19 protein-coding genes and 1 tRNA gene are annotated in these 18,843 nt (G+C 63.6%); 5 read left to right on the forward strand and 15 right to left on the reverse strand.

The window, feature by feature from the left end; genetic code table 11:
• Window positions 1-495: 495 nt before the first annotated feature.
• Window positions 496-942, forward strand: a complete 447-nt coding sequence (locus Q0687_RS12490; protein ID WP_298876818.1) for a hypothetical protein — start codon at window positions 496-498, stop codon at window positions 940-942.
• Window positions 943-1,197: 255 nt separating this feature from the next.
• On the opposite strand, the gene Q0687_RS12495 is transcribed toward Q0687_RS12490, so the two are convergent.
• Window positions 1,198-1,641 carry a hypothetical protein gene (locus tag Q0687_RS12495; RefSeq protein ID WP_298876821.1) on the reverse strand — a complete coding sequence of 148 codons (444 nt, stop codon included), beginning with the start codon at window positions 1,639-1,641 and terminating at the stop codon, window positions 1,198-1,200.
• A 567-nt stretch (window positions 1,642-2,208) separates the two neighbouring features.
• Between Q0687_RS12495 and Q0687_RS12500 the strand changes: the two genes are divergently transcribed.
• The 3 genes from Q0687_RS12500 to Q0687_RS12510 all read left to right on the forward strand — a co-directional run bounded on the left by Q0687_RS12500 (window position 2,209) and on the right by Q0687_RS12510 (window position 3,538).
• A complete protein-coding gene (locus Q0687_RS12500) occupies window positions 2,209-2,406 on the forward strand; it encodes a hypothetical protein (RefSeq protein WP_298876825.1) in 198 nt (65 codons plus the stop codon).
• Between the two features lie 3 nt (window positions 2,407-2,409).
• Window positions 2,410-2,844 carry a hypothetical protein gene (locus tag Q0687_RS12505; protein ID WP_298876828.1) on the forward strand — a complete coding sequence of 145 codons (435 nt, stop codon included), beginning with the start codon at window positions 2,410-2,412 and terminating at the stop codon, window positions 2,842-2,844.
• A gap of 214 nt (window positions 2,845-3,058) precedes the next feature.
• Complete coding sequence (locus Q0687_RS12510; RefSeq protein WP_298876829.1) at window positions 3,059-3,538, forward strand: hypothetical protein; 480 nt, start codon at window positions 3,059-3,061, stop codon at window positions 3,536-3,538.
• A 53-nt stretch (window positions 3,539-3,591) separates the two neighbouring features.
• On the opposite strand, the gene Q0687_RS12515 is transcribed toward Q0687_RS12510, so the two are convergent.
• A complete protein-coding gene (locus tag Q0687_RS12515) occupies window positions 3,592-4,260 on the reverse strand; it encodes a DUF4145 domain-containing protein (protein WP_298876832.1) in 669 nt (222 codons plus the stop codon).
• A 107-nt stretch (window positions 4,261-4,367) separates the two neighbouring features.
• Window positions 4,368-4,457: transfer RNA gene (locus Q0687_RS12520), tRNA-Ser, on the reverse strand.
• A 201-nt stretch (window positions 4,458-4,658) separates the two neighbouring features.
• Here Q0687_RS12520 and Q0687_RS12525 point away from each other — a divergent pair.
• The gene (locus Q0687_RS12525; protein WP_298876835.1) at window positions 4,659-5,075 is read left to right on the forward strand and encodes a hypothetical protein; all 417 of its coding nucleotides are present in this window, start codon (window positions 4,659-4,661) and stop codon (window positions 5,073-5,075) included.
• 68 nt (window positions 5,076-5,143) lie between these two features.
• On the opposite strand, the gene Q0687_RS12530 is transcribed toward Q0687_RS12525, so the two are convergent.
• The 12 genes from Q0687_RS12530 to pncA form a co-directional block, all read right to left on the reverse strand.
• Entirely contained in the window at window positions 5,144-5,470 is a 327-nt protein-coding gene (locus tag Q0687_RS12530; protein WP_298876956.1) for a hypothetical protein, read from the reverse strand.
• 218 nt (window positions 5,471-5,688) lie between these two features.
• The gene (gene ilvD / locus Q0687_RS12535; protein WP_298876837.1) at window positions 5,689-7,536 is read right to left on the reverse strand and encodes a dihydroxy-acid dehydratase; all 1,848 of its coding nucleotides are present in this window, start codon (window positions 7,534-7,536) and stop codon (window positions 5,689-5,691) included.
• A gap of 158 nt (window positions 7,537-7,694) precedes the next feature.
• A complete protein-coding gene (locus Q0687_RS12540) occupies window positions 7,695-8,555 on the reverse strand; it encodes an ABC transporter permease (RefSeq protein ID WP_298876839.1) in 861 nt (286 codons plus the stop codon).
• Complete coding sequence (locus Q0687_RS12545) at window positions 8,552-9,481, reverse strand: ABC transporter permease (RefSeq protein ID WP_298876842.1); 930 nt, start codon at window positions 9,479-9,481, stop codon at window positions 8,552-8,554. Before Q0687_RS12545 ends, Q0687_RS12540 begins: the two co-directional genes overlap by 4 nt.
• Window positions 9,481-10,473, reverse strand: coding sequence for an ABC transporter ATP-binding protein (locus Q0687_RS12550; protein WP_298876845.1), 993 nt, complete (start codon window positions 10,471-10,473; stop codon window positions 9,481-9,483). Before Q0687_RS12550 ends, Q0687_RS12545 begins: the two co-directional genes overlap by 1 nt.
• Window positions 10,470-11,453 (reverse strand): ABC transporter ATP-binding protein, encoded by a 984-nt coding sequence (locus Q0687_RS12555; protein WP_298876847.1) that lies wholly within the window; start codon window positions 11,451-11,453, stop codon window positions 10,470-10,472. Before Q0687_RS12555 ends, Q0687_RS12550 begins: the two co-directional genes overlap by 4 nt.
• 4 nt (window positions 11,454-11,457) lie before the next feature.
• Window positions 11,458-13,095, reverse strand: a complete 1,638-nt coding sequence (locus tag Q0687_RS12560) for an ABC transporter substrate-binding protein (RefSeq protein WP_298876850.1) — start codon at window positions 13,093-13,095, stop codon at window positions 11,458-11,460.
• A gap of 30 nt (window positions 13,096-13,125) precedes the next feature.
• Complete coding sequence (locus tag Q0687_RS12565) at window positions 13,126-13,941, reverse strand: sugar phosphate isomerase/epimerase family protein (protein ID WP_298876853.1); 816 nt, start codon at window positions 13,939-13,941, stop codon at window positions 13,126-13,128.
• A 451-nt stretch (window positions 13,942-14,392) separates the two neighbouring features.
• Window positions 14,393-14,776 carry a GrlR family regulatory protein gene (locus tag Q0687_RS12570; RefSeq protein WP_298876855.1) on the reverse strand — a complete coding sequence of 128 codons (384 nt, stop codon included), beginning with the start codon at window positions 14,774-14,776 and terminating at the stop codon, window positions 14,393-14,395.
• A gap of 37 nt (window positions 14,777-14,813) precedes the next feature.
• Window positions 14,814-16,847, reverse strand: coding sequence for an NAD(+) synthase (locus Q0687_RS12575; protein WP_298876858.1), 2,034 nt, complete (start codon window positions 16,845-16,847; stop codon window positions 14,814-14,816).
• Between the two features lie 129 nt (window positions 16,848-16,976).
• Window positions 16,977-18,035: an alpha/beta fold hydrolase gene (locus tag Q0687_RS12580; RefSeq protein ID WP_298876861.1), complete on the reverse strand. Its 1,059-nt coding sequence runs from the start codon at window positions 18,033-18,035 to the stop codon at window positions 16,977-16,979.
• A gap of 73 nt (window positions 18,036-18,108) precedes the next feature.
• Window positions 18,109-18,735 (reverse strand): bifunctional nicotinamidase/pyrazinamidase, encoded by a 627-nt coding sequence (pncA, locus tag Q0687_RS12585; RefSeq protein ID WP_298876863.1) that lies wholly within the window; start codon window positions 18,733-18,735, stop codon window positions 18,109-18,111.
• Window positions 18,736-18,843 lie beyond the last annotated feature (108 nt).

Below are 18,843 nucleotides of genomic sequence, written 5' to 3' on the forward strand. Positions count from 1 at the left end.
CCACAGCGGAAGTCGACGGGCCGCGTCGCGATGTAAATCTTCAGCTCGGCGCCGGCGCGGGAACAGAACGTCAATCACGTGCCACTCGTGGACCCATGGCGTCATCGGCTTCAAGGAAAGAAGATTGTGATGAGTCTCCGTTCTTCCAAACACGAGCTCGCCTCCAATGAGGGGGCCGCCGGTTACACAGCACGAAAAGTGCCAGCCGGCGGCCCGGTCGCACAGTCATTGTGTCCGCCGTACTTCCGAGCGGCATCTTGGTGCGACAGGTCCGATCTTCTCGCATCGAGTTTTCTGAGTCTAATCGAGACGTGAATTAAGATTACTCTGGCTGCGTTAACGGAGAGAGCGAGGGTTGGGAAGCAAATGCCTCGAACCACAGCCGCCCAAAGACGAGAGCGCGCCGCGCTTCGCTTCATCGAGCAGCCCAATCCTTGGGAGAGCGAGGCGGTCGCGGCCAAGCTCCAGGGCCTCCTCAACGCGCTAGAGGTGCCTTTGATCGATGCTGGCGCCAGGAAGACGTTGCAGAAGATGCTTTATCGGCGTGACCGCTACGATGGAGGGACTGGCGCTCAGCACGTGACGCTGTTGATCCGCACGATCCTGGAGTCCGATGGCAACGAGAACGCGCTCATCGAGCCGATTGTCAGCGCAGTCAGTATGTCGATGCGGCCGGAATGGACCGATCGCGGCTTGGCGTTCATCGAGGCATTCGACCGACTGCCTTTGGTGCAGATCCTGGAGACGATGCGCGGGCTGGACGTGTTCTCTGAAAAGAACTTGTCGACCTATCTCGGGATGGTGCTGACAAACAAGCTGGCAAAGGTCTTTGCACCGCCGCCGGCGCCGCCGAAGGCGCGAAGAGCATCGCCGCCGAAGGGCAAGCGGGCACTTGCGAAACGCGCTGCACAACAAGGAACCGCGGCACCGTCGCCGATTTGAATCCGCGCGCCGTCCTTCTCCGCGGGCGGCGTGGGAGGCCTCGCCCACCCCAAAAGCCCCCCTGAAGTGGCGGGGCCTTCCTCAGTTGCTCTTGGCCCGTTTAATCCCTTGCCTTCGTTCGGTGGCACGAACGGCAGTCATAAGCCGCGCTAACCGGATCACCCTCCGCACGCTCTCCGCAAAACGCGCGCCAGGCTTTCGCCGCTGAATGTGGAACACTATTTCTCGCAAACGGCTGAGCATTGCTTCACCGTTTCAGCTTTTGATCTGACCGGCGACGCGGTCGAGAACCTGCTGAAGCGGCTCCAATCCAAGGCCATTATTGGCCGGGCTAGCGTCCTCCCGCCCGAAGTAGCCCACGGTCACCATATAGCGGTCAACGACAATCCTCGTTCCGTTGCCAGCGTCCGCAATGGAAAACGATAGCCGCTCAACGGCGCTCGCGCCGTAAGTACTGACGAGAGCACCTACCAGTGCGGCGCCTGCAGCGTTGCCCCATGGCCGCTCAAATGTCACGAGGTAGGTGCTATCATTTCTAAGCCGGCCACCTTCGTTGATCATCGCGTTGATCAACTGAGGCTTCACCTGCTCCGGCTTCATATTTCGGATCGTAACCTCCGGGCGGCCGCTAGGAGTGGCGCTGTCCGTCTGACAGCCAGCCAAGCAGGCGCAGAAAATCAGCAGCGCTAAAATACGCATGGTGGTCTCCCGGACCGAAAGGCGTATCCAAGCGCAACTCAGGCGAGAGAGCAATGCTAGTGCACCGCACCTGAACGGCGTACACGCTCCGTTCCAATACAACCGAAACGGCTGCTTTTGGTTGTGCTTCGAAGAACGGCTGGCGAACGAGCCTCATCAGGGGGGGCTCGGCTCGCTCATTGAAGTTGCCACCATCCAAGAGCCAGCCACGCCGCGATCAGCAACAGCACAATCAGTGCAATCCAGCGGCCGTGTACCATGCTCGCCCTGTCTAATACCGCGTCCTACTTCTTGGTCTTCAGCCCGATCTCGACCAGCCGACGGATGGCCTCCGAACGGCCGGGCCCGTCGTTCTGCTGGTTAGCCCAAGCGTCTACCGCGGCGATTGTCGCCTTTGGCAGGCGTACGGCGGTAACGGGATCAACCCCGCCAGCCTTCTTAGGGCGCCCCCTTGATTTTTTGTTTACTGAAATTGACTTCTTCATATTATCAGTTTACAGAAAATGCGGGCCGAGTGGAAGCAGCAACTTCCACCCAGCCCTAACTCCAACCATCGGGGCTTAAGCAATGGCCAGAGCTGATTCAAATCATACCACACGTCTGTCATCCCTTTTCCGCGACCCCTACCTCCGCGACGTCTTCTCAAGGGCAGAGGACGACGGCAGTGCGCCAGATCTCGTTGAGATCGATAACCCGCCCAGCCTGTCCGGCGGCGCTGCCGAGCTGATCCCGGCCACCGGCCGGCGCGTGCTGGTGGAGGCGTGATCCGTGAAGCACGTACCCCCGCCAACCGGCACGCCCCTAGACGGGCCAGAATTGACTCAGGACGAGATTTTGCGCCGCCTCGCTGCCCAGCAGCGGCAACGGGCCAAAACGCTCAGGCGACTCGCCAAGCTTCGGGAAAGGGCATCGGCCGAAATCGAGCGGCTTCTGGAATTTCTGAACGCGAGCGACGAGTACGTCCAAACCGAACTCGAACAGGATGACCTAGACGAAGATGACGGGACCGAGAACGAACCGTCACTCGGCGCGCTCGACAGGCCGATGAACCAGAACAAGGCCTGGGCCGACACGCGGCAGCCCCAGTGGCTTCACGACTGCGAGCACGACAACTGCGACGACGAGGCCAACGGGGATAAAGAACCCAGCCTTGGCTGGTGCCGCGGCGGTGCGATCGGCGATACGAACGATCTGGAAACTTAGGACTAGGCGGTTTAGCCTTCGCTCGCCCGTCCACATGGCGGGAATCCTAGTCAACTCCAGCCCCGCCGCGAGGCGGGGTTTTTCTTTACCTGAAGACGGTCCGATCCGGCCCTTTATTGCGCATCAATGTGCCGGATTGCGATTCATGCGCATCATCTCCTTGACCCGCCCGGGAATGCGCATTACATTGGTCTGTGCGCATAAGGAGAGATGCATGGCCCGCATCAACGTTTCAGTCCCGGACAGCCTGAAGGAACGCATGTCTGCCCTGGATGACCGCGTGAACTGGTCGGAGGTCGCTCAGGCGGCCTTCGAACGGGAAGTAACAGCACGGACGTTCAAAGGAGACGATATGGAAGGTGTTATCGAGCGGCTTCGCGCTTCAAAGGATCAATACGAAGACGAAGAACGCGACAATGGGATCGTACATGGTCGCGAATGGGCGAAGCGTCGCGCCTCGTTCAAAGAACTGAAAGCCATCGCTCAAATCGATTTCGGAAGCGGCTATTTTGAAGAATTCGACATGGGCATGAAAGTTGACGAAGTTCTCAACAACGATGTCCGGAACGAGGGTCCTGAAGCAAGTCTGTGGAGCGACGGTTCGAGTAATCTCGTCATGCCCGGCAACGCTTACGTTGAGGCATTCGTAGAAGGTGCCAAAGAAGTGTGGGACGAAGTCTCAGACAAAATCTGAACCACTCTAGCAGCAGCAGTTACCCGCCGGCCATGGTCGGCGGGTTTATTCCCTCAAGTTGCCTTATCGGCGGGCGAGCGCCCTTTTTGAGCGAGAAGCTTCAGAACGCCTGGACGATCATCATAGAGGTCTTCCAGGATGCGTTGAGTGTATCGGCGCGACGTTTCAAATTCATTGGGAGAAACCTCTCTCCAGTCATCGTGGAGAATGTCATTGCCTAATACGCGAATATCCTCATGGGCACGAGCCGATCTCGAGGCTGTTATCGCGCCGTCCGCGGCAGCCTCGTCTATCAATTTCGCAAGCGTGCCCTTCGCGTAGCCGCTGTGTTTCAGCGCTTTTTCCAAGGTCGAGCGCATCAATGCGGATCCAGCGCGCCAAGCTCCGACCGATGCGACCAATTCAGCTTCTCTAAACTCACTCTCCAGCTCAGCGGGCACGCTCTTTGGAAGCGTTAGATGCTCAACGCTGATCGGGTAAAACTGTTTGAGTTTATAAGTTGTCGCCTGTCCCATCGTTGTCGAGGTCTTTGTCTGCTCGACCCATGACAAACCGCCCCGCCCGCAGCCGGCGCATTTCAGCAGGTTATAGTGGTCCCATATGGCGTGCGTCCTTTGCCTTGCGAAGTGTGTCGCAGGAGATTCGAACGTGGTAAGGGCGCCCTTACACTCTGGGCAGTTCGCCCGGACGCTCTTGTTGTCTTGAAGCAACTCGGCAGCCATCGCCGCTCCATTTATTCCACGTCCCCGTATCAGACTGTGGGTTGAATTGCGGGTAGACATCAAATATTTCTAAAACACCAAAAAGATCAGATACTTATGTATATTTTTGGCGGAAGGGGTGGGATTCGAACCCACGGTACCCTTGCGGGCACGCCGGTTTTCAAGACCGGTGCCTTAAACCACTCGGCCACCCTTCCAACCCCGGAATGGCTGTCGCTTAACGCAGGCCGTTCGGGAAGGCAACGCGAAGTTTTGGCTTTGGCGACGCTGTTTGACGGGGCGCTTGTCGTTGCGACCCATTCGGTCACCGCCAAACGGAACGCACCTCTCCGTTGATGCGGATCAACGGCCTCCCGCCGGTCGGCACTAGCGTTGGTTGACTTCAACGGAGGATCAAGATGAGCCTGAGGCGGATTGTTTGGACGCTGGCGCTATTGGTTGGATTTGCGACATCCGCACTGGCGCAGCCGTTTCCACGTCCCGTCCTCCAATTTGCCGGGCAAGTGGTTTTCGGACCCACGCTTATCGTCGGGCTGACGGTGGTCAACTGGAGCGATTACTCGCCCGTGCTCTTTGCAGCTTCGCCAAAGCTGCCACCGTGCGGGCTCAATACCTCTGCATCTCGCACCTGGGTCGACATCTACAACGCCAGAGGCCAGAGGCTCTATGGATTCTGCGGCTTCACAGACCCGTCCCTTCTCTCAGAGTTCTGGTTCTCGATTCCGGAAGCGCGTCGGCCAAGGGCGGTTTACATCACTCTCATCGACCGGTTGCGGCGCCGAATAGTCGTCTCGAACAAGGTGGCGATTCCGTAAGCCGGACAAAAGAAAAACGCGGCGCCCCTTGGGAGCACCGCGCCAAATCCGTCCGTTACGATGTCGGCTCAGTAGCCGCAATTGCCGCAGGTCGGCTGCACCGGGGCATAGTAGGAATAGCCCGGCGACACCATCTCGACGCGCTGGCGCGTGGCGTATTGCGGCGGGATGCGCTCGTACTGCACGCCCGGCGGCGCCACCATCACGGTCTGCGGAACCATCACGGTGCGGTACTGCGCCGGCGTGCGATGCGCGACCGTCGCACCGGGCGACACCATCACGGTCTCGTCGACGGTGCGATATTGCGGCGCGACGTATTGCTGCTGATAGCAGGTCGTGCACGGCTGCGGCGGCGCGTAGCAATTGTAGCAGCCGGCGGAAGCCGCGCCCGTCATCGAAAACGCAGCGACGGCCGTGGAGAAGACAACAGCAAGAGTACGAGACATTATTTGGCGCCCCAATTGCCCGAAATGGAATTGCGAAGGTGGCCGCATTATACGCCGCAAAACTCACGTCTGCTGAAGTTCGTCGGGGCATCCTTAATGCGAACGGCCGGCTTTCGCCGGCCGTTCAGAACTTGTTGACCATGCGCAATCGCACAAGACGCGCTTACTTACTTGCGGAGCTTCACCTCGCGCACCGCACCGCGTGCAGCACTGGTGGTGAGCGCAGCGTAGGCCTGAAGCGCGGTCGAGACATTGCGCTTGCGAGGAGCCGGCTGCCAGGCGGCATCGCCCTTCGCCTCTTCCGCGGCACGGCGGCTCGCGAGCTCCTCGTCAGAGATCTCGAGATTGATGCTGCGGTTCGGGATGTCGATCGCGATGCGGTCGCCGGTCCGCACCAGGGCGATGTTGCCGCCCTCGGCCGCTTCCGGCGAGAGATGGCCGATCGACAGGCCCGATGAGCCGCCGGAGAAACGTCCGTCGGTGACGAGCGCGCAGGCTTTGCCGAGGCCCATCGATTTCAGATAGCTGGTCGGGTACAGCATCTCCTGCATGCCGGGGCCGCCGCGCGGGCCTTCATAGATGATGACCACGATCTCGCCGGCAACGACCTTGCCGCCGAGAATGCCTTCGACGGCCGCGTCCTGGCTCTCGAACACGCGCGCGGGTCCCGAGAATTTCAGGATCGAGGAGTCAACGCCCGCTGTCTTCACGATGCAGCCGTCCTGCGCGAGGTTGCCGTAGAGCACGGCGAGGCCGCCGTCCTTGCTGAAGGCGTGCTCGATATTGCGAACGACGCCCTTCTCGCGGTCAGCGTCGAGCTCGTCGTAGCGGCGGTCCTGGCTGAAGGCGACCTGCGTCGGGATGCCGCCGGGCGAGGCGCGATAGAAGGTGCGCACGGCTTCGCTCTTGGAGCGTTTGATGTCCCAGCGCTCCAGCGCCTCGTTCATGGTCGGCGCGTGCACGGTCGACACGGACGTGTCGATCAGGCCGGCGCGGTCGAGCTCGCCCAGAATGCCCATGATGCCGCCGGCGCGATGCACGTCCTCGACGTGAACGTCGGCGACTGACGGGGCGACCTTGCAGAGCACGGGTACGCGCCGCGACAGGCGGTCGATGTCCTGCATGGTGAACTTCACCTCGCCCTCATGGGCAGCCGCCAGCAGATGCAGCACGGTGTTGGTCGAGCCGCCCATGGCGATGTCGAGCGTCATCGCGTTCTCGAACGCCCTGAAGTTCGCGACGTTGCGCGGCAGCACGCTCGCGTCCTCCTGCTCGTAATAGCGGCGGACGAGATCGACGATGGTATGGCCGGCCTCGACGAACAGGCGCTTGCGGTCGGCATGGGTGGCAACCACGGTGCCGTTGCCGGGCAGCGCGAGGCCGAGCGCCTCGGTCAGACAGTTCATGGAATTGGCGGTGAACATGCCCGAGCAGGAGCCGCAGGTCGGGCACGCCGAGCGCTCGATCACCTTGACGTCCTCGTCGCTGACCTTGCTGTCGGCCGCGGCGACCATGGCATCGATGAGGTCGACGGCCTTGGTCTTGCCGGCCAGCTTGACCTTGCCGGCTTCCATCGGTCCACCCGAGACGAACACGGCGGGGATGTTGAGGCGCAGCGCGGCCATCAGCATGCCGGGCGTGATCTTGTCGCAGTTGGAGATGCAGACGAGGCCGTCGGCGCAATGCGCGTTGGCCATGTACTCGACGCTGTCGGCGATCAGCTCGCGCGACGGCAGGCTGTAGAGCATGCCGTCGTGGCCCATGGCGATGCCGTCGTCGACCGCGATGGTGTTGAACTCCTTGGCGACGCCGCCGGCCTGCTCGATCTCGCGGGCGACCAGCTGGCCGAGGTCCTTCAGGTGGACGTGGCCGGGCACGAACTGGGTGAAGGAGTTGACCACCGCGATGATCGGCTTGCCGAAATCGCCGTCCTTCATGCCCGTCGCGCGCCAGAGGCCGCGGGCGCCCGCCATGTTGCGGCCGTGGGTGGTGGTGCGGGAGCGATAGGCTGGCATGTTTCCGTCCTCGGGTTTGGCCGGCCGGGGCGGGAAAATCTGGAGCCGCCTCAGGCCTTTCCGGCCGGATAGCGCACGGGATGATCAGGCGCAACGGGAACTTGCCCTGAAACGGCCCGGATTGGGCGATCGCAGGCCTCCCCTGCTCCCGGCGCGGGTTACTGCAGCGTCGGATCGAGCCGGTCGCGCTGCCAGTCGCCGATCACCGAGACGGCCAGCGTCGTGATTACGATGGTGGTGGCCGGCGCCAGCATGATCCAGGGCGCCCGGGTCAGGTACTCGCGGCCATAGCCGACCATATTGCCGAGGCTGGTCATCGGCGGCTGCACGCCGAGGCCGAGGAAGGACAGGCCCGACTCCATCAGGATCACCTCGGGGAAAACCAGCGTGGTCGAGACGATCAGGGTCGAGGCGATGTTGGGCAGGATGTGCTGCAGGTAAATCCGTGAAGGCGCGGCCCCCAATTGTCGGACGGCGGCGGCATAGCCCTGCGCATTGGCGGAGATGGCGAGGCCCCGCGCGATGCGGGCGTAGCGCTCCCAGCCGAAAAGACCCATCAGACCAATGAGAAGCGGCAGCGAATTGCCGAAGAAGGCGAGCACGGCGAGCGCCATGATCAGGAAAGGCATGCTGGCCTGGAAGTCGGTCAGCATCAGCACGAGCTGCTCGACGAGGCCGCGGAAATGCGCGGCGAGGAAGCCGAGCGTGGTGCCTGCAACGGCCGAGATCGCGGTGGCACCGAAGGCGATCAGCAGCGAGATGCGGATCGAGACAAGCAGTCGCGACAGCACGTCGCGGCCAAGCTCGTCCGTGCCGAGCCCGTGCGCGACATTGCCGGGTGCGGCGAGCCGGTTGCGCAGGTCGAATTGGGTATAGCCATAGGGTGCGACCTTCTCGGCGAAGGCGGCGATCAGCAACATGGCGACAATCCAGGCGATCGCTAGCGCGACCGAGACTGGGATGGCGGGCAGACTGATGCGCCTGCGAACGGCGCTGTCCTTTAGCGTCGCCTCGGTCATGCATGGACTCCTTTGGCGCGCAGCCGCGGATCGAGGAAGCCGTACAGGAAATCGACGATCAGGTTCGACGTCACCATGGTCAGCGCGACCAGCAGCAGGATACATTGCACCACCGCGAGATCGCGGTTGGCGACGGCGACGACGAGCAGCCGCCCGACCCCCGGCCAGGCAAACACGCTCTCGACCACGACCGCACCCGCGATCAGCGAGCCGACCATGAAGCCCAGAATGGTGACGGTCGGGATCGCCGCGTTCGGCAGCGCATGCGAGGTCACGACCTTGCGCCACGGCACGCCCTTGGCTGAGGCGGTGCGGATATAGGGCTGGCCCAGCACCTCCAGCATGGCGCTGCGGGTGAAGCGTGCCAGCACGGCGGCACCGCCGAGGCTGAGCGTCGCAATCGGCAGGATGGCATGACGCCAGCTGTCCTGCCCGCCCGACGGCAGCCAACCGAGCTGCACGGCGAAGATCAGAACGAGCAGCAGCGCAAGGACAAAACTCGGCACCGTGAATCCTGCGACCGCGGTCATCATGACGGCGCGGTCGATCGCGGAGCCCCGATGCAGCGCGGCGTAGATACCGGCGGGAATGCCGAGCGCGACCTTGAAGGCAAAAGCCGGCAGCGTCAGCGCCAGCGTTGCCGGAATTCGTTCGAGCACCAGCTCGATCGCGGGCCGCCCGTCGCGCATGGAGCGGCCGAGCTCGCCCTTGGCGATGGCGCCGAAATAATCGAGATATTGGTACCAGATGGGATCGTCGAGGCCCCAGGCCTTGCGGAAGGCCGCAAGGACTTCAGGCGGCGCCTCCGGTCCGAGGATCATCAGCGCGGGATCTCCTGAGAGGCGCAGCACGATGAAGGCGAAAGTAACGACGAGCAAGATCGTCAGGGCCGCACGTCCAATGCGAATGGCGAAATAGCGACCCATTACGCCGCGTCCTGCGTCCGGGCCTGCGGCCCGGTCACGAGATGGCAGGCGACCTGTCTGCCGCCGCCGACGCTGGACAATTTCGGCACCTCGCTGGCGCAACGCGCGATGGCGCGCGGGCAGCGCGGATGGAAGGCACAGCCCTGCGACCGCGCTGCCGGGTTCGGCGGATCGCCCGCCAGCACCATGCGACCCGCGCTGCGTCGGCCGGGCGCGGGCGAAGCGGAGACCAGCGCCTGTGTGTACGGATGCTCCGGGCGCGCGAAGAGATCGTCGGCGCTGCCGATCTCGACGATGCGGCCGAGATACATCACGGCGACGGTGTTGCTGATCTGCCTGACGACACGCAGGTCGTGACTGATGAACAGCAGCGTCAGCGACAGCTGCGCCTGGAGATCGCACAGCAGATTCACCACCTGGGCCTGGATCGAGACGTCGAGTGCGCTGACCGGCTCGTCGCAAACAAGGAAATCAGGCTTCGTCGCGAGCGCTCGCGCCAGTACGATGCGCTGACGCTGCCCGCCGGAGAGCGCGCCCGGGTAGCGTGCGCCATGAGCCGGCGTGAGCTCGACGGCGCGGAGCAAGTCCCGGACGCGATCCTCGCGCTCGGCCGGGGTGCCGAGGCCGTGGATGTCGAGCGGCTCGCGGATCTGGGTGCCGACCTGCAGGCGCCGGTCCAGCGCCCCCAGCGGGTCCTGAAAAATCATCTGCATGCGGGCGCGCTGCGCACGCCACGCCTGTGTCCCCAGCGCGGCCACGGGCTTGCCCTCGAAGCGCACCTCGCCGCGATCGGGCGGCTCGAGGCCGAGCACGATACGGCCGGTGGTGGATTTGCCCGAGCCGGACTCGCCGACGAGGCCGAGCGTCTCGCCTTTCGGGATGGTCAGCGAGACGCCGTCGACGGCATGAACGGCCGTAGCTCGGCCGAACATTCCTGAGCGCATCGCATAGCTGCGCGAGATCGAGGACACCTCGACGAGCGGCGCGCTCATTCGGCGGCGATCCCGAGCAGCGCGCGGCGCGACGCCTCGGCGCGGATACAGGCGACTGCGCGGTCGTCCGCGATCGGGGCGAGGGTTGGCGCGGCAGCGCCGCAAGGTTCGGCTGCTAGCGAGCAACGTGGCGCAAAGGCGCAACCGCTGGGCATGTGTGCAGGATCCGGCACCGTGCCGGGAATGGCCGTGAGGCGACGGCGTGGCCCATCGAGCGGAGGCAGCGCGCCGATCAGGCCCTGCGCGTAGGGGTGCACGGGATCGGCGAAGAGCTGGTTGGCGGGCGCTTGCTCGACGATACGGCCGGCATACATGACGGCGACACGTTCGCAGTTTTCGGCGACGACGCCGAGATCGTGGCTGATCAGGACCATCGCCATGCCCATCTCGCGGCGGATGGTGGCGAGCAGCTCCAGGATCTGCGCCTGGATGGTGGCATCGAGCGCCGTGGTCGGTTCGTCCGCGATCAGCAGATCAGGGTTTCCAGCGAACGCCATCGCGATCATGATGCGCTGGACCTGACCGCCGGAAAATTCATGCGGGAAAGCCGACAGGCGCCGCGCGGCGTCGGGGATGCCGACGAGATTGAGCAGCCGCAACGCTTCCGCCTTCACGGCCTCGCCCGAGAGGTCGCGATGCAGCGCCAGCGCCTCGCAGAGCTGCTTGCGGATGGTGAGCACCGGATTGAGCGCGCTCGCCGGGTCCTGGAAGATCATGGCGATCCGCCCGCCCCTGACCTGATCGAGCGTTGCAGCGGGTGCGCCGAGGATCTCACGCCCGTCGAGACGAACGGAGCCCGCGACCTTTGCATGCCGCGGCAACAGGCCAAGCGCGGCAAGCCAGGTCACTGACTTGCCGGAACCGGACTCGCCGACAAGGCCGAGCGCCTCGCCCTTGCCGAGCGCGAGATCGACGCCGCGCAGGACCGGCACCCCGCTGAAGGCAACGCTCAGGCCCTGGATGCTGACCAGCGGAGTCACCGCCTTACGCCTCGTAATTGCCGGCGCGAAAATCCATCGCGAATGCCGGCGCAGCCTTCCACTTGATCGACTTCGGCTTGGCCGTGAAGGTCGCGTTCTGGTGCAGCACCGTGTAGGCGGGGTCCTCGCGTTCGGCAATCTCAAGCATGCGGTGGAACGCCTTCTTGCGGGCGGCGCGGTCGGTCGAGGTCTCCAGGAATTCCGAGAGCGTGTTTAACTCGGCGTTGGTCCATTCGCCGATCTGCTGCTGCTGGCCGTTCGGGCCATGCTGGGCAACCAGCGACGAAACGGGATCGTTGAAGGCCGCGGAATTGGACCAGTCGCGCACGGCACGTGTCGGCGCGCGCTCCATGATCTGCGACCAGTTCTCCTTGGTCTCGATCTCGACGTTGAGGCCGACCGACTTCCACATCTCGACCAGCACCTGCGCGGTCGCGACCTGGTTGGTGTAGTAATTGTTGAGCAGGCGGTACGGAATGGGATCGCCTTTGTAATTGGCCTGCTTCAACAGATCCTGCGCGAGCTTGGGATCATAGGCCGGCACGTCCCAGTCCGCGTTGAACATGTCGCCGTAAAACTCCCACTGCAGGCCCTTCGGCACGCGGGTGCGGCCGGCCCACAGGCTGTCGACGATGGCCTGGCGGTCGATCGCGTGGGTGAAGGCGCGGCGCACCAAGGGATTGGCGAGCACGGCGTGGTTCTTGTCGAACACGGTCAGGCGGTGATTGAGGATCGTGCCGCCCTGCACTTCGAACGCAGAATTCTTCTCGATGCCGGCGATCTGGTCCGGCGGGATGTCGCAGGCGAACTGATATTCGCCCGACAAGAGGCCATTGATGCGGCTTGCGACCTCGGGGACTTCGAGGAAGCGGATGCGCTTGAGCGGCGGACGGCCGCCCCAATATTCGTCGTGCGCTGCCAGCGTCAGCGACACATCGGGCTTGAGCTCGACGACCTTATAGGGGCCGGTCGTAACAGGCTTGCGCGCCCAGTCGAGATAGCTCGCGGATTCGTCCCAGGCGCGGCGGTTGGCGATATCGGAGCCATAGCGCGACAGGCGTCCTTCGATGGTAACGTCGGGCGTCGCGTTGTAGAAGCGCACCGTGTACTTGTCGACGGCATCGACGCGCACGAGGTCGGGCCAGATGCGGCGCGCGACCGCCGGCACGTCCGGCGGCAGTTCCTTGCCGGGCTTCGGCATCGGAATCTTCTCGAACGCCTGGATCGTGGTGCGGCTCTTGGCCTCGGTCTCGCCGAACATGCGCTCGCGGCTGAAGGTGAAGACGACGTCTTCGGCCGTGAGCTCGTCGCCATTGTGGAATTTCACACCCTGGCGCAGCTTGACCTCGACGGTCTGGTCGTCGATGCGGCGCCATTCTGTGGCAAGACCGGGCACGGCCTCGAGGTTGCCGCGCCAGTTCTTGGAGATCAGGCCTTCCCAGATCGAAGAGAAGAATACGCGCTCGCCGACATTGGATTGCTCGCGCAGCACGTCGAGCACATTGGCGTTGGTCACCTTCTGGACCGCGATCGTTACCGACGGACGGTTATCGGCCTGACCGATTGCAAAGCGCGGCAGCAGCAGCGTGCCTGCGGCAGCGCCGCCTGATTTCAGGATGGTGCGACGAGTGAGCTTGCTCATGGCGGTGACCCCTGCCCTCTGTGATGTCAGTTATTCGGCGAGACCGAGCGTGGCGAGATGCGCTGCGCCCTTGCGGACGTCGTCGTGATTGCGCAGTTCGAGGATCAGCCGCGGGTTCGACGTGAGCCGGCCGAGTGCACGGAACAATGCGACCCACGGGATATTGCCTTCGCCCGGCGCCCAGTGCCGGTCGGCAAAACCGTCGGTGTCCTGGAGGTGCACATGCGTCAGCATGTCGCCGGCGGTCTCGACGTAATAGTCGACCGGTGGCGCGCCGGTGGAGATATGCGCGTAATTGGCATGGCCGGTGTCGAGCGAGACGCGCACCTTGTTGCTTTCGAGCGCTTTGGCGAGACGGACGCGGTCGCGCGGGTCCTTGTCCTCGATGTTCTCGATGACGATCTCGCAACCGATAGTCTCAGCGCGCGCGATCACCTCGGCCAGCGTCGCCTTGACGCGCTCGACGATGTTGGCGCGGTTGTCAGGATAGAGATCGAGATTGTTGTGATCCCAGGTCGTGAACGGCGAATGCATCACCATCTGCGTCGCACCGAGGAACTCCGCGGCATCAAGGCCTTGCAGCAGACGCTTGGTCACGGCCTGGCGGATCAGGGGATCGTGGCTGTCGATCTTGAAGCCCCAGAACGGGCCATGGATGCCGAGGCGCCCGGTATGGCCCGAGAGCATCTGCTTGATCTCGGTCGCGGGCGTACGCCAGTCGCCGTCAAGCAGGTCGGCGCGGAAGAAATCCTGGACTTCGAGATCGCGTTGTCGTTCGAGAAGCCAGTCGCGGTGCGCGGGGATCGACTTGATGGACAGTGCGGCGCCCAACACCGGCTTCGACATGACTTGCTCCCTTGATCATCAGCGATGACGGAAGCAGCGCTAGACCAGTTCAATGACAGGCCGGTGAAATCAAGGTTCCGCCACCGCAGGAGATGTGGACATCCTGTCGCGCCTTGTCGTCGATCTCGGTCAATGTGAGCTTGTGCACGGCAGACGCACGCATCTTCGCGCGGATCAAGCGCATTTGCGCCCGTAGTGATCCGGAATGGAATCCTAACACCAACTCGCGTACATCGCGGGACATCGATCGGCGGCCACTTCCAAGGGCATCACCCTCTGATCGCGCACTATGGGGTTGGGGGACCACATGGGGCGGGGGATTGAAGGCTGGGGCAAGGTGACGAGGTCCGGACTCCTAGGCACTCCGGACCTCGGAACTTTCTAGATTGAACGCAATTTCGCGCCGCCGGCTTGATCAGCCGCGCGGCGCGAAGTCGTTTTGACAGCGTCTTTACATCGCATCCTTCAGTGTCAGCCGCGCCGTGAAGGTCACGCTAGTCTTGCCGACCAGCGCCATGCCTTCAACTTCCGCACCGCCAGCCGAGTAGCCTCCCGAAAAGCCGCAAGTGACCTCCCTGCCTCCGAACGCGAGGGTCCTCCCGACGGCCTCGGTGTGCTGCTTGACGATCATGTCGCCGCGCCATTTGCCGTTCCGGAAGCTGTAGCTGCCGGTGTAGTAGAAATAGCTGTCGCCACCCATGATGCGTCCGTCGCACAGCACGACCACGCCTCTCGCCTGACCCCGCTTGCCGTCACGCATCTCGATGTCGAAGATATAGAGGCCGTTGACGACCCCGCCCTCCTCGTCCGCTTCCGACCCGTCCCCGGCCGACATCAGATCGTCTCCCCAGCAATACCGATCTGCCGCGCGCTCAGCTCGGCACGTTTCTTTCGAGATCCTCGAGCCAGGCCACCGCGCTCGAATCCGACGGTGCGCGCCAATCGCCTCGCGGCGACAGCGAGCCGCCGGCTGATACTTTCGGCCCGTTTGGCATCGCCGAGCGCTTGAACTGGCTGAAGGCGAAGAACCGGCGCAGGAAGACCTCGAGCCAGCGACGGATCTCCGCAAGGTCATAGGCGCGGCGCTTGTCGGCCGGGAATGCCGGCGGCCATTCGCCCTCGCCGACATTCTTCCAGGCCTGGAACGCCATGAAGGCGATCTTGGACGGCCGCATTCCGAAGCGCAATGTGTAAAACAGGTTGAAATCCTGCAATTCGTAGGGCCCGACGGAGGCCTCGGTGCTTTGCGGCTTCTCGCCCGGATTCACTGGAACCAGCTCGGGCGAGATTTCGGCCGCGAGGATCGAGGCCAGGGTTCCGTTCACATCGCCGCTGAACTGATTTGAAGCGATCACCCACCGGATCAGATGCTGGATCAGCGTCTTCGGCACACCGGCATTGACATTGTAATGCGCCATCTGATCGCCAACGCCATAGGTGCACCAGCCGAGCGCGAGTTCGGAGAGGTCGCCGGTGCCGATGACGATGCCGCCATGATGGTTGGCCAGACGGAACAGATAGTCGGTGCGCAGACCCGCCTGCACGTTCTCGAAGGTGACGTCATAGACCTTCTCGCCCTTGCCGAAGGGATGGCCGATGTCCTTGAGCATCTGCGTAGCGGTGGTTCGGATATCGAGCTCCTGCCAATTCGTCTTGAGCGCCTTCATCAGCGCCAGCGCATTGGTCTTGCTCTCGCTGCCGGTCGCAAAGCCCGGCATGGTATAGGCAAGGATATTCTCACGCGGCAGGCCGAGCAGGTCGACGGCCTTGGCCGCAACGATCAGCGCATGGGTGGAATCGAGGCCGCCGGAGACGCCGATCACGACACGCTTGGTGCCCGTGGCGCGCATGCGCTGCACGAGGCCCGCGACCTGGATGTTGTAGGCCTCGTAGCAATCCTGCTCGAGCAGGCTTTCATCGCTCGGCACGAACGGAAAGCGTTCGATCTTGCGCAGGAAGCCGATGTCGGCCACCGGCGGCTTCAGGGCGAATGTCACCTTCCGGAATAACGCCTCGCGCTGCCGGCGGTTGTCGTCGAACGTGCCCATCGAAGCACGCTCCTGCCTGAGCAGGTCGAGGTCGACGTCGGCCATCGTGATCTGGCCGTCCTGCCTGAAGCGATCGCCCTCCACTAGCAGCACGCCGTTCTCGTAGATCGAGGTCTGGCCGTCCCAGGCCAGATCCGTGGTGGATTCGCCTGCGCCTGCGGCGGCATAGACATAGGCCGCAAGGCAGCGCGCAGAGGTCGATTGGCAGAGGAGCGCACGCGAGCGCGCTCGGCCGATCGTGATCGGGCTGCCCGAGAGGTTGATCAGCACGCTGGCTCCGGCCAGCGCCAGCTCGGAGGCCGGCGTCACCGGGATCCACATGTCTTCGCAGATCTCGACGCCGATGGTGAGGCCGGGTACATCCTCGGCGGCAAACAGCAGGTCGGTGCCGAATGGCGCCTGGAGCTCGCCGATGGCAATGACCTCACTGGCGATGCCGGCGCCTGACGCGAAATGGCGGCCCTCGTAGAATTCGCGATAGGTCGGCAGATAGCTCTTGGGCACGACACCCAGAACACTGCCGCGATGGATGACCACAGCGCAATTGTAGATACTGACGCCGAAACGCAGCGGTGCGCCGACGATCAGCACGGTCATCAACGTCGCGGAGGCCTCGGCGATGGAAGCAAGGCCGCGCTCGACGGCATCGAGCAGCGGATCCTGCTTGACGAGGTCCTCGATCGCGTAGCCGGACAGGCACAGCTCGGGAAACACTGAAACCGCGACCGACTGCGCGTCGCACGCCTTCGCCGACGCGATGACCGCCTTCGCATTGGCCGCAGGATCGGCCACATGGGAGGTGGTGACGCAGGCGGCAACGCGCGCAAAGCCGTGGGCGTAGATCGAGTGGAAGCTCATCGCGCAAAGGACCCTTAAATCTTGTCGGATCGGCAGCCCGCCGGCCCTGGACTCTATGTAGCCCATCGACCGGGCCCCGTGCAGGCCATCCGCCATCATGCATAACGGACTTGCAAGCCGCGCCTGATGTCAGGCCCTGCGCGCCAGCACGCCGGAGAGGTCGTTGCGCAGCCATTCGGCGATCCGGGGCCAGGCATGGGCATGGGTCCGCGCGCCCATGAACAGGCCGAGATGGTCGCTCGGCTCGGAGTGTGCTGCAACGAAAGCCGGTGACGTGCCGAGGAGCTTCGCCGTGGCAAAGGCCTGCGCGGCCGGCACGACATCGTCGTCGAGCCCGGCCAACAGGAAGACTGGCGCGATGACGTCCTTTAAGTCGACCGCGCGGCCGAGCGCGGTGAAATGGCCCGATGCGATCCGGTTCTCGCGAAAGATCCAGTTGACGATCTGAAGATAATAGGTGCCAGGCAAATTGAGCGTTTCGCTGTTCCAGCGGTTGAAGCGGGCGAGAAGAGCCGCCCCCTCTTCGTCCGAGAGGTCTCGCTGCAACGCTGTCGCAATGTCGTCGAGGCCGGGCGGCTTCGACCAGACATGCAGCATCTCCTCGCCGCTGACATTGCCGCCGCCCCGCGCGACGAGCTGATCGTAGACGATCTCGGGCGCGTTGCGGGCGAGCTGCGCCAGCCTCGACTCGACCGAGAGGTCGACCGGCGCACCAACCAGCACCAACCGCCGCACCTTGGCCGGAAAGCGCGCCGCATAGAGCAGCGACAGCCAGCCGCCCTGGCACAGCCCGACCAGATCGACGGGCGAACCGATCTCGTCGACGGCAACGTTGAGATCGGACAGGTAGCTGTCGATCGAGAGATGGCGCATCTCAGGCGTGGCCGAGCGCCAGTCGGTGAGATAGACCCGATCGATACCGCCCTGTTGCAGCGACTGCACCACGCTGTGACCGGGCGCGAAATCGGCGATCAGAGCCCGGTGCAGCGCATAGGGCGCGCAGACCAGCGCCGGCTGGCCGGATTGCGTCCGCGCACAATCGCGAAGCCGCAATGTGGCGAGCTCGAGCGCCACGGTGCCCGGCGTGGTCCAGGGAAGCTCGCTCTCGCCCGGCTCAACCGAACCGCGCTCCAGCCACCAGAAGCAGGCCTCCATCGCGAGCCGCGCCGCCGCGAAAGGCCACAGCATGGGGTCACCAGGGCCCCGCCCCGCCTCTTCGGACTGCCGACTACTCTTCTCCGGCGCCATTACCTGATCATCCTCACAGGAACGCCTCCAGGCTGATGATGGAAATGTCGAGTTCCCTGAAGCTGCGATGGGCCGCCGCGACCGAACCGTCGAGGTCGATGCCTTGGCAGGCGTCCTCGATCACTACAACTTCGAAGCCAGCCTTGCGGGCATCCTCCGCGGAAAAGCGGACGCAAAAATCGAGTGCGAGGCCGGCCACGAAAACGGTCTTCAGCTCGCGTTCGCGCAAATAGCCAAGCAGGCCGGTCGGCGTCGTCTTGTCATTCTCGAACAGCGCCGAATAGGAATCGATGCCGCGGCGAAAGCCCTTGCGCACCACCAGGCTTGCCCGCGTGAGGTCGAGATCCCGATGGAATTCGGCGCCGGCCGTGCCCTGGACGCAATGGGTCGGCCACAGCACCTGGGTGCCATAGTCGAGCTCGATACTCTGGAATGGTTGCTTGCCCGGATGGTTCGACGCGAAGGAGACGTGATTGCCCGGATGCCAGTCCTGCGTGAGCACCACATTGGCAAATTTTTGGGCGATCCGGTTGGTGGCGGGGACGACCTTCTCGCCACCAGGGACGGCGAGCGCCCCGCCGGTGCAAAAATCGTTCTGCACGTCGATCACCAGCAGCACGTCGCGGTCAGATATCTTCATCGAGAGGTCCCATGTCGTGCGCCCGGCGCACCCGGCACCGGCCGTGCTCGCCAATGTCGATCTTCCCGCGCGTCTTCGCAACCACCGTCCTGGATGCAACGCTTTTGG

Origin of the sequence: uncultured Bradyrhizobium sp., from assembly GCF_936928535.1 — a bacterium.
GTDB lineage: Bacteria > Pseudomonadota > Alphaproteobacteria > Rhizobiales > Xanthobacteraceae > Bradyrhizobium.

Coding starts and splice junctions, on each gene's coding strand:
- pncA (WP_298876863.1), bottom strand. CDS start 18,735: ATGAAGATATCTGACCGCGACGTGCTGCTGGTGATCGACGTGCAGAAC.
- Q0687_RS12570 (WP_298876855.1), bottom strand. CDS start 14,776: ATGTCGGCCGGGGACGGGTCGGAAGCGGACGAGGAGGGCGGGGTCGTC.
- Q0687_RS12545 (WP_298876842.1), bottom strand. CDS start 9,481: ATGGGTCGCTATTTCGCCATTCGCATTGGACGTGCGGCCCTGACGATC.
- Q0687_RS12575 (WP_298876858.1), bottom strand. CDS start 16,847: ATGAGCTTCCACTCGATCTACGCCCACGGCTTTGCGCGCGTTGCCGCC.
- Q0687_RS12510 (WP_298876829.1), top strand. CDS start 3,059: ATGGCCCGCATCAACGTTTCAGTCCCGGACAGCCTGAAGGAACGCATG.
- Q0687_RS12550 (WP_298876845.1), bottom strand. CDS start 10,473: ATGAGCGCGCCGCTCGTCGAGGTGTCCTCGATCTCGCGCAGCTATGCG.
- Q0687_RS12560 (WP_298876850.1), bottom strand. CDS start 13,095: ATGAGCAAGCTCACTCGTCGCACCATCCTGAAATCAGGCGGCGCTGCC.
- Q0687_RS12515 (WP_298876832.1), bottom strand. CDS start 4,260: ATGGCTGCCGAGTTGCTTCAAGACAACAAGAGCGTCCGGGCGAACTGC.
- Q0687_RS12580 (WP_298876861.1), bottom strand. CDS start 18,035: ATGCTGTGGCCTTTCGCGGCGGCGCGGCTCGCGATGGAGGCCTGCTTC.
- Q0687_RS12495 (WP_298876821.1), bottom strand. CDS start 1,641: ATGCGTATTTTAGCGCTGCTGATTTTCTGCGCCTGCTTGGCTGGCTGT.
- Q0687_RS12525 (WP_298876835.1), top strand. CDS start 4,659: ATGAGCCTGAGGCGGATTGTTTGGACGCTGGCGCTATTGGTTGGATTT.
- Q0687_RS12540 (WP_298876839.1), bottom strand. CDS start 8,555: ATGACCGAGGCGACGCTAAAGGACAGCGCCGTTCGCAGGCGCATCAGT.
- Q0687_RS12530 (WP_298876956.1), bottom strand. CDS start 5,470: ATGACGGGCGCGGCTTCCGCCGGCTGCTACAATTGCTACGCGCCGCCG.
- Q0687_RS12565 (WP_298876853.1), bottom strand. CDS start 13,941: ATGTCGAAGCCGGTGTTGGGCGCCGCACTGTCCATCAAGTCGATCCCC.
- ilvD (WP_298876837.1), bottom strand. CDS start 7,536: ATGCCAGCCTATCGCTCCCGCACCACCACCCACGGCCGCAACATGGCG.
- Q0687_RS12500 (WP_298876825.1), top strand. CDS start 2,209: ATGGCCAGAGCTGATTCAAATCATACCACACGTCTGTCATCCCTTTTC.